We start from the raw sequence: 7,910 nt of genomic DNA, 5'->3' as shown, positions 1-7,910 counted from the left end.
GCGGCCAGGGTCTCGGCGGCCAGCTCGGGGCACCCGTACCCCTCGCGGTACATCAGCGCGCGCACGATGGCCGGCACATCGGCGCCGCGGGCGCACTGCGCCGCGCAGCCGCCGCAGGCGCGGCAGTGGCGCGCCTCGATGGCGGCCGCGTACAGTTCGAGCGCCAGCGCGTCGCGCGCGCCGTAGGAGGCCGCGGCGGCCTCGAGGTTCTGCTGAAGCTGCTCGAACGTGACGAGGCTCGGGATCGTCGTCGCGACCCCCTGCTGGCGCAGCACCCAGCGCAGGGCGGCCTGGAACGGGTTGAGGCCGGGGGCGGCCGCGTCGCGGTAGCCGCCGGCCATGATCTTCATCGCGATCACGCCCACGCCGGCGTCGGCCGCGCGCCGCACCGCAGCGGCGAGTCCCGGCGCCGGGCGGAAGTTGAAGGTCGTGAGCACCGTGTCGTAGACCTTCGCCTCGATCGCGGCGTCGATCACCTCGACCATCCCGGCGTGCGTCGTCACGCCGGCGAAACGGATCTTGCCGGCTTTCTTGAGCGCGGCCAGGCCCTCGAGGCTCCCGGCCGCGAGCACCTGGGCCCGCGAGGAGACGCCGTGGAGCTGGAAGACGTCGATCCAGTCGGTCTTGAGCGCCGCGAGGCTCTGCTCGCAGGAGGCGACGACCGCGGTGGCGCCCCCGCCCGGCGAGCACTTCGTGGCCACGACGACGTCCTTGCGCCGCGCGCCAAGCCCCTCGGCGAGGATGGCCTCGTTGCGGCCGCTCATGTAGGCGCGGGCGGTGTCGAAGTACGTGACGCCGGCGTCCAGGGCCGCGCGGACCATGGCCGCGTCCTGGGTGATCATCACGCCCATCCCCAGCTCGGAGACCTTGAGTTGCGTGCGGCCGAGCACGCGCTGGCGTGGCGGGGGCTGGGTCGCCGCGCCGGCGGCCGCGGGGTGGGCGAGCGCCGCCGCCGCTGCCGTGGCGCCGGCCTTCAGGAACGTCCTCCTCGTCATCGACATCGCGCGCCCTCCTCCGTTTCTGGCGCCGTCAATCCCTGTAGGTCTCCCGCCGCCACCGCAGCGGCAGGTCGACAATGGTCCCGGGCACCTGGATCTCGGCCAGCGCCCTGAGGGCGGCCCGCAGGACGGTGCGCTGCTGCGGCGCGTTGCCCGGCTCCCCGAACGGATGGCCGTAGGGCCAGCGGAGGAAGACCGTCCGCGGCGGGTGCACCGCCTCGCTGTACGCCCTGACGATCGAGACGCCGACCGTCGGCACCCCCGCCCGCTCGATCTCGCGCTGGACCAGACCGACGGTCTGGTTGCAGATCCCTCAGCCGGGGCCGAGCAGCACCGCGTCCACGCGCGCCTCCTTCAGGCGGGCGGCGACCTCGGGCGCGGTGCTGCGCTTGAGGGTCTCGAGGTGCCGGCCGACGATGTGCCCCATGAAGCCGTAGGCGCGAGCGGCGAGCGCGCCGATCTCGCCGGCCGCGGCCAACTCCCGCAGCCGCTCCACGGGGAAGACCACGTTGAGGTCGCGGTCCGCGTCCCTGTGGTCGTAGTAGTCGTGGGTGATCGTCAGCGAGTCGAGCGGCAGCGAGAGGTCCAGCTCGCGGAAGCTCGGGTCGCCTTGCGGGTCGTGCATGTCGTACGGCGGCTGCGTTCGGTGGTGCACCCCGGCGGTGGTGACGAGCGCGATCGTCGCGCGGGCGAGCGGCGTGCGCAGCGGCGCCCAGGGGACGTCCCCCTCCTCGCGCTGGGCGCGGTAGCCGGCGGCGAGACGCTCGCCGACGGAGGGCAGCGCCGTCGCGAGGGCGGCGAGCGAGCGGTTCTTCAGGCGGAGCAGCAGCGACATGTTCGGCCTCCCGGACAGTCTTCCAAGCCTGCGCCGGGGAAGCAAGCCCTTTCGCAGGACGAATCTGCTATGATCCGGCCCCAGCGATTCACTCAGGAAAGAGGACATGGGCGGGTTCCGGTTGGCGGGCAAGTTCGTGCGCAGCTACCAGGGCGGGGAGACGATCTTCGCCGAGGGCGGCAGCGGCCAGGAGATGTTCGTCATCAAGGCCGGCGGCGTCGACATCCTCAAGCGCACGCGCGGCCGCGACGAGCTGGTCGGGACGCTCGGTCCCGGCGAGGTCTTCGGCGAGATGGCGCTCGTGGATAACCTGCCGCGCTCGGCGACCGCCGTCGCGGCGGAGGACGGCACCGAGGTGGTCGCGATCGACCACGCCCATTTCGTCTACCTCATCGGCCAGCAGCCGGCATTCGCGCTCGTCGTCCTCAAGGCGCTGAGCCTGAAGCTCCGGGCGCAGATGGCCGCCGGCCACCTCTCCTAGGGCGCGGCGGGACAGGGATCGGCCGTGGCGGGAGGTGCGCACGCGGAGCCGGTCGCGCTGCGCGAGGGCGTCTTTCAGCTCGGCGGTCCCAAGGGCGGCGGCTGCAAGGTCTACCTCCTGCGGGGCGCCCGCAAGAACCTGCTGGTCGACACCGGGCTTTCCTCGGACGCGGACCTCATCGCGGCGCAACTCGGGATGCTTGGCCTCTCGCGCGAGGACGTCCACATCGTCGTGCTGACCCACGAGCACGTCGACCACGTCGGCGGGGTCCCGTACTTCCCCGAACGCACGGTGGTGGCGGCGCACAACCGCGCCGCGAACAAGATCGCCCTGCAGGACGAGTTCGTGCTCATGAGCCAGGCCTTCGGGCACCGGGCCGAGGACTTCCACGTCGACCTGCACCTGCACCACGGCACGCTGATCGACCTCGGCGGCTGCGTGCTGCAGACGCTGCACAGCCCGGGGCACTGCTCCGGGGCGATCTGCCTGTACGACGCCGAGCGGCAACTGCTCTTCACGGGGGACACGATCTTCGCCGGGGGCACGCTCGGGGGGATCTTCCCCTCGGGCAACATCAGCGACTACATCGGCACGCTGCGCGAGCTCAGCAGCCTGCGTGTCGCGGAGATGTACCCGGGGCACGGCCGGATCTCCACGGACGCCCCGGCGGACTTCGAGCGGGCGATCAGGGGCTCGAAGAACCTGATGGTCGAGACGCGCGACCTGTTCGACACGCTGCAGTCGCGCAGCGAGTTCGGCGACATCATGAAGTATGTCGCCACCTACTCGCGGCGTGCGGCGGCGGAACAGGACGGGGAGCACTAGGGCGGGTCGGGCGGCAGCGGCTGCCGGCGTCAGGGCCGCAGCAGCGGCAGGACGCCGCCGAGCGCGCGCACGATCTCCGTCCAGGAGCGCTTCGCGAAGTCCAGCTCGACGTCCGCTTCATCCGGGAAGCTCACCGCCGCGCCGAGCGCGCCGGTGAGCGCCGCGGCGCTCCTTGCCGAAAGCGGGCGCTCGAGCGCCGGCGTCACGCGGTAGCGCCGGTCGCCCGTCTCGACCACCCGCGCGATGCCGGCGGCGCGGCAGAGCGCCTTGAGCTGCGCGAGGTCGAGCAGGTGCTGCGCCTCGCGCGGCGGCGGGCCGAAACGGTCGGCCAGCTCGCGGCGCAGGTCCGCGACCGCCGCTGCGTCGCGGGCTGCGGCGATCCTCCGCAGCACGGAGAGGCGCAGCTCCGGATCGTCGATCCACGCGGCCGGCAGGTGCGCATCGACGCGCAGCTCGAGGACCGGCTCGACGCGAGCCGCCGGCGCCTCGCCCTTCAGCTCGGCCACCGCCTCCCCGAGCATCTCGAGGTAGAGGTCGAAGCCGACCGCGGCGATGTGCCCCGACTGCTCGGGGCCGAGCAGGTCGCCCGCGCCGCGCAGCTCCAGGTCGCGCAGCGCGAGCCGGAAGCCGGCGCCGAGGTAGGACAGCTCGCAGAGGGCGTCCAGGCGCGCCCGCGCCTCGTCCGTGATCCGGTCCTCGTGCGGGACGAGGAACCAGGCGAAGGCCCGCCGGTCCGCGCGCCCGACGCGCCCCTTGAGCTGGTAGAGGTCCGCGAGCCCGAAGCAGTCGGCGCGGTCGACGATCAACGTGTTCGCGCGCGGCACGTCGAGCCCGGCGCCGACGATCGCGGTCGCCAGCAGCAGGTCGATCTCGCCCGCGTGGAAGGCGTGCATGACCTCCTCCAGGGCCGCCCCGGGCAGCCGCGCGTGCGCGATGCCGATGCGCCGGCCCGGCAGCAGCCGCTGCAACCGCCGGCCGACGCGGGCGATCGACTCGATCCGGTTGTGCACGAAGAAGGCCTGTCCGCCACGCGCGAACTCGCGCTCGAGCGCCTCGCGCACGAGCGCGGCGTCGTAGCGGGCGACGGTGGTCCGGACGGCGAGGCGCTCCTCCGGCGGCGTCTCCAGGGTGCTGATGCCGCGCACGCCGGCCAGCGCGAGCGAGAGCGTGCGCGGGATCGGCGTCGCGGTGAGCGAGAGCACGTCCACGCCCGGGCGCAGGCGCCGGATCGCCTCCTTGTGCCCGACGCCGAAGCGCTGCTCCTCGTCGACGATCACCAGCCCCAGGTCGGCGAAGGCGACGTCCCGCCCGAGCAGGCGGTGCGTCCCGACGGCGATGCCGGTCGTCCCGGCGGCCACCCGCGCGAGGGCCGCGCGCTCCTCCTCGGGCGGGGTGAAGCGCGTGAGCGCGTCCACGCGCACCGGGAACGGCGCGAACCGCGCCGCGAAGACGTCCGCGTGCTGCTCGGCGAGCACCGTGGTCGGCGCGATCACGGCGACCTGCCTGCCCGCTGCCGCGGCCTTGAACGCCGCGCGCATCGCGACCTCGGTCTTGCCGTAGCCGACGTCCCCGCAGAGCAGCCAGTCCATCGGGCGCGGCCGCTCCATGGCCTCGCGGATCGCCTCGGCGCTGGCGCTCTGGTCGGGCGTCGGGTCGAAGCCGAAGGCGTCGGCGAACTCGCGGTGGCGCTCGTCGTCGGGGGGAAACGCGATGCCGGGCGCCGCCTCCCGCTCCGCGGCCTGGCGCAGCAGCTCCGCCGCCATCTCGCGGACCTTCTCCCGGGCGCGCCCCTTCGCCGCTCGCCACGCGGTGCCGCCGATGGTGTCGAGCCGCGGCCGCGCGCCCTCGACGCCGCTGTGACGGCGCAGCAGGTCGATGCGCTCGACCGGCAGGAGCAGCCGGCCGCCTGCGGCGTACTCCAGCCGGAGGAAGTCCTGGTCGCCGGCGCGCTCGACGCCGAGGAAGCGCCCGACGCCGTGCTCGAGGTGGACGACGTGGTCGCCAGGGGCGATCTCGTCGAGCGAGGCGATCAAGGAGCCGACGCGGCTCGCCGTCACCGGGCGCGCCGGGGGCCGCGGCCCGAACAGCTCGGCGGAGGTCAGCGCGAGAAAGCCGCTCTCCAGGTCGAGAAAGCCGCAGGAGAGCGGGCCGTGCGCCAGCGCGAGCGGGCCCGCGTGCGCGCCGATGCCCGGCGGCTCCAGGATCGGCACTGTCATTCCCGCCTCGGCGAGCAGGTCGCGCACCCGCTCGACCTCGCCGAGCGTGGCCGCCGCGACCAGGACCGGCCGCTCGCGGGCGACCGCGGCCAGCCGCGCACCGAGCTCCCGAAGCCCCTCGCCGGCGGCGCGCCGCTCCCTGGCGGTCAGGCCGAGGCCCGTGACGGGGGCGACCGGGGATGTGCCCTGCGCCGCACCGGTCTCGGTCACGAGAATCCGGCCGGCGAGCGCCGCGCGGAGCGTTGGCCCGCCCTCGGGCTCGCCCGCCGGGAGCAGGCGGACCGCGGGCTCCTCGCGGAACGAGAGCTGCGTCCCGACGTCGAAGACGCGCAGCCGCGCCACCCTGCCGGCCTCGTGCTCGATGCGCACGGGCTGCGCCCCGCCGGCCGGGAAGACGTCGATCCGGTCCCGGCGCGGCGCGAACTCCCCGGCGTCGGCCACCGCCCGGACGCGCCGGTAGCCCATCTCGGCCAACAGCTCGGCGAGGAACTCCGGGTCGAGCTCGCCGCCCCGGCGCACCTCGACCGCCTCCGCGACCAGGCGGCCGGCGTCGAAGATCGGGGCGGCGGCGGTCTGTTCGTCCGCGACGACGATCGGCGCGTCGCCGGCCCCGATGCGCGCGAGCGCCTCGACGCGCGCCGCGCGCAGCCGACGCTCGGGCACGGGGACGAGCACTGGCGCGGGGGCGCCGAGCGCGGCGGCGAAGAACCGCAGGTCCCGGTGCAGACGCTCGACGTCCTCCGGTTCGCGACAGAGCGCGAGCGCCGGACGATCGAGGCGCGCCAGCGCGAGCGCCCGCGCCGATCCGCTGAGGGCGGCGACGTCGCCGGGTCCCGAGAGGCGGCTGAAGCGCGGCAGCAGCATTGGGGGGCGAGGATAGCGTAAGATGGCGCCCGATGCTCTGGCTTCCCTTCCTGGTGCTGGGCCTGGCGGCCGCGGCGCTGGCGTGGCGGCCCGAGTGGGGATCGCGCCGCTGGCCGTGGCTTGCCGTCGGTCTCGCGTCCTTCACCGCGCTTGCCGCGCGCCACCTGGCGACGCCGTGGGTGCGCCACCACGACTTCAACGCGGCGGTCTTCGCCCTGGCGGCGCGCGCCCACCTTCGATTCGGTTGGCTGGTGACCGGCGGGGTGGACGTCTGGAATGGCGGCGCCGGGCCGCCGGTCGAACTGCATCGCTACCTGAACCATCCGCCGCTCATCGCGTGGCTGCTCGCGCTGCCGATGTCGGTGCTGGGCGTGCACGAGTGGGTGGCGCGGGCGACCGTGCTCGCGCTGGTGCTGGCGGGGCTCGTCGCCCTGTATCTGCGCTGGGGTCCGGCCGCCGAGGCGGGCCCGCTCTTCTGGCTGTTCGCGGCGGCCATGCCCGCGTTTTCGTTCTACGGCCGCATGCCGGGGCACGAGCCCCTGACGATCGCGATGCTCCTGGCGCTGGTGATCCTGACCGGGCGGGAGCCGACGCGCCGCGTCATCGACGGGATCCTGGCCATTGGCCTGTTCCTCCCGCTGGCAAGCTGGGCCGGCAGCGTCTTCGCCTGGGTCGGCGTGGTCTATCTCTGGGTCTCGCGGAACCGGCGCGCCGCGGGTGCCCTGGCGGCAGGGGCCGCGGTCGGCTGCGCTCTGCTGCTGCTGTTCATGTGGTCTGCGTACGGCGGGGAGTTCCGCCCGCTCTTCGAGCAGTTCCTGCGGCGATCCTCGGGCACGGTCGCGGACGGCGGCGAAGCGATCCGGTCGGTCTGGGCATGGGCGGCCCGCGTGCTGCGCCACGCCGACGAGGTGGTCGGCTGGCCGATGGCGGTGCTCGCAGTGGCCGGCCTGGCGTGCGCAGCGCCGGGGGAGGCGCGCGGGCGCGTCGCGTGGCTGGCCGGGGGCGGCCAAGATCAACATCCTCAAGGCGCTGGGCGCGACCGTGCCGCAATACGCGCACCTTTCCATGATCCTGGGCGACGACGGCACCAAGCTGTCCAAGCGCCACGGCGCGGTCAGCGTGATGCAGTACGATGAAGACGGCTACCTGCCCGAGGCCGTCATCAACTATCTGGCACGCCTGGGCTGGTCGCATGGCGACGAGGAAGTATTCTCGGTTGAGCAGTTCTGCCAGTGGTTCGACCTCGACCACATCACGCCCTCCGCGGCGCAGTTCAACACCGAAAAACTGAACTGGCTGAACAACCATTACCTCAAGCTGACCGACAACGACCGCCTGGCTGACATGGTGCGCCCGCGCCTCGAAGCACGCGGCATCAAGGTCAGCGACAGCCCTGCCCTGTCCTCCGTCTGCGCTTTATATAAAGAGCGCGTTGCCACGCTGAACGAACTGGCCGATGCAGCCGAGGTGTTCTACATCGACCTGCACCCGGATGCAGCCCTGCTCGACGCGCAACTTTCCGCGGAGGCCATCCCTGCCATGCGCGACCTCGCGCAACAGTTCTCCACCGTTGCGTGGGAAACCACCGCCATCAGCGCAGCGATCAAGGAAGTTATCGGCAAGCACGGATTGAAGATGCCCAAGCTCGCCATGCCCCTGCGCGTGATGTTGACGGGCCAAACGCAGACGCC

6 protein-coding genes and 1 pseudogene are annotated in these 7,910 nt (G+C 73.5%); 3 read left to right on the top strand and 4 right to left on the bottom strand.

All coding sequences use genetic code 11. From position 1 onward, the window contains the following. From VI078_11935 to VI078_11925, 3 genes are all read right to left on the bottom strand, one after another. The coding region (locus tag VI078_11935) for an aldo/keto reductase (protein ID HEY5999989.1) at positions 1-1,001 on the bottom strand (1,001 nt) is incomplete at its 3' end. A gap of 28 nt (positions 1,002-1,029) precedes the next feature. Further along, a complete protein-coding gene (locus VI078_11930) occupies positions 1,030-1,257 on the bottom strand; it encodes a hypothetical protein (protein HEY5999988.1) in 228 nt (75 codons plus the stop codon). Between the two features lie 54 nt (positions 1,258-1,311). After that, on the bottom strand, positions 1,312-1,833 hold the full coding sequence (locus VI078_11925; protein ID HEY5999987.1) for a glycine/sarcosine/betaine reductase selenoprotein B family protein: 522 nt from the start codon (positions 1,831-1,833) through the stop codon (positions 1,312-1,314). Between the two features lie 106 nt (positions 1,834-1,939). On the opposite strand from VI078_11925, the gene VI078_11920 reads away from it, so the two are divergent. Continuing rightward, positions 1,940-2,314 carry a cyclic nucleotide-binding domain-containing protein gene (locus VI078_11920; GenBank protein HEY5999986.1) on the top strand — a complete coding sequence of 125 codons (375 nt, stop codon included), beginning with the start codon at positions 1,940-1,942 and terminating at the stop codon, positions 2,312-2,314. A gap of 24 nt (positions 2,315-2,338) precedes the next feature. Continuing rightward, the gene (locus VI078_11915; protein ID HEY5999985.1) at positions 2,339-3,139 is read left to right on the top strand and encodes an MBL fold metallo-hydrolase; all 801 of its coding nucleotides are present in this window, start codon (positions 2,339-2,341) and stop codon (positions 3,137-3,139) included. A gap of 29 nt (positions 3,140-3,168) precedes the next feature. Here the strand turns inward: VI078_11915 and mfd are convergent, their stop codons facing one another. After that, a complete protein-coding gene (gene mfd, locus VI078_11910; protein HEY5999984.1) occupies positions 3,169-6,219 on the bottom strand; it encodes a transcription-repair coupling factor in 3,051 nt (1,016 codons plus the stop codon). Between the two features lie 1,008 nt (positions 6,220-7,227). Between mfd and VI078_11905 the strand changes: the two are divergent. Beyond that, positions 7,228-7,910: pseudogene (locus VI078_11905) on the top strand (glutamate--tRNA ligase family protein).

The sequence above is a fragment of the bacterium genome, from assembly GCA_036524115.1.
In the GTDB taxonomy this organism is placed as follows: domain Bacteria; phylum JAUVQV01; class JAUVQV01; order JAUVQV01; family DATDCY01; genus DATDCY01.
This window is presented reverse-complemented; position numbering and strand designations above follow the sequence as displayed.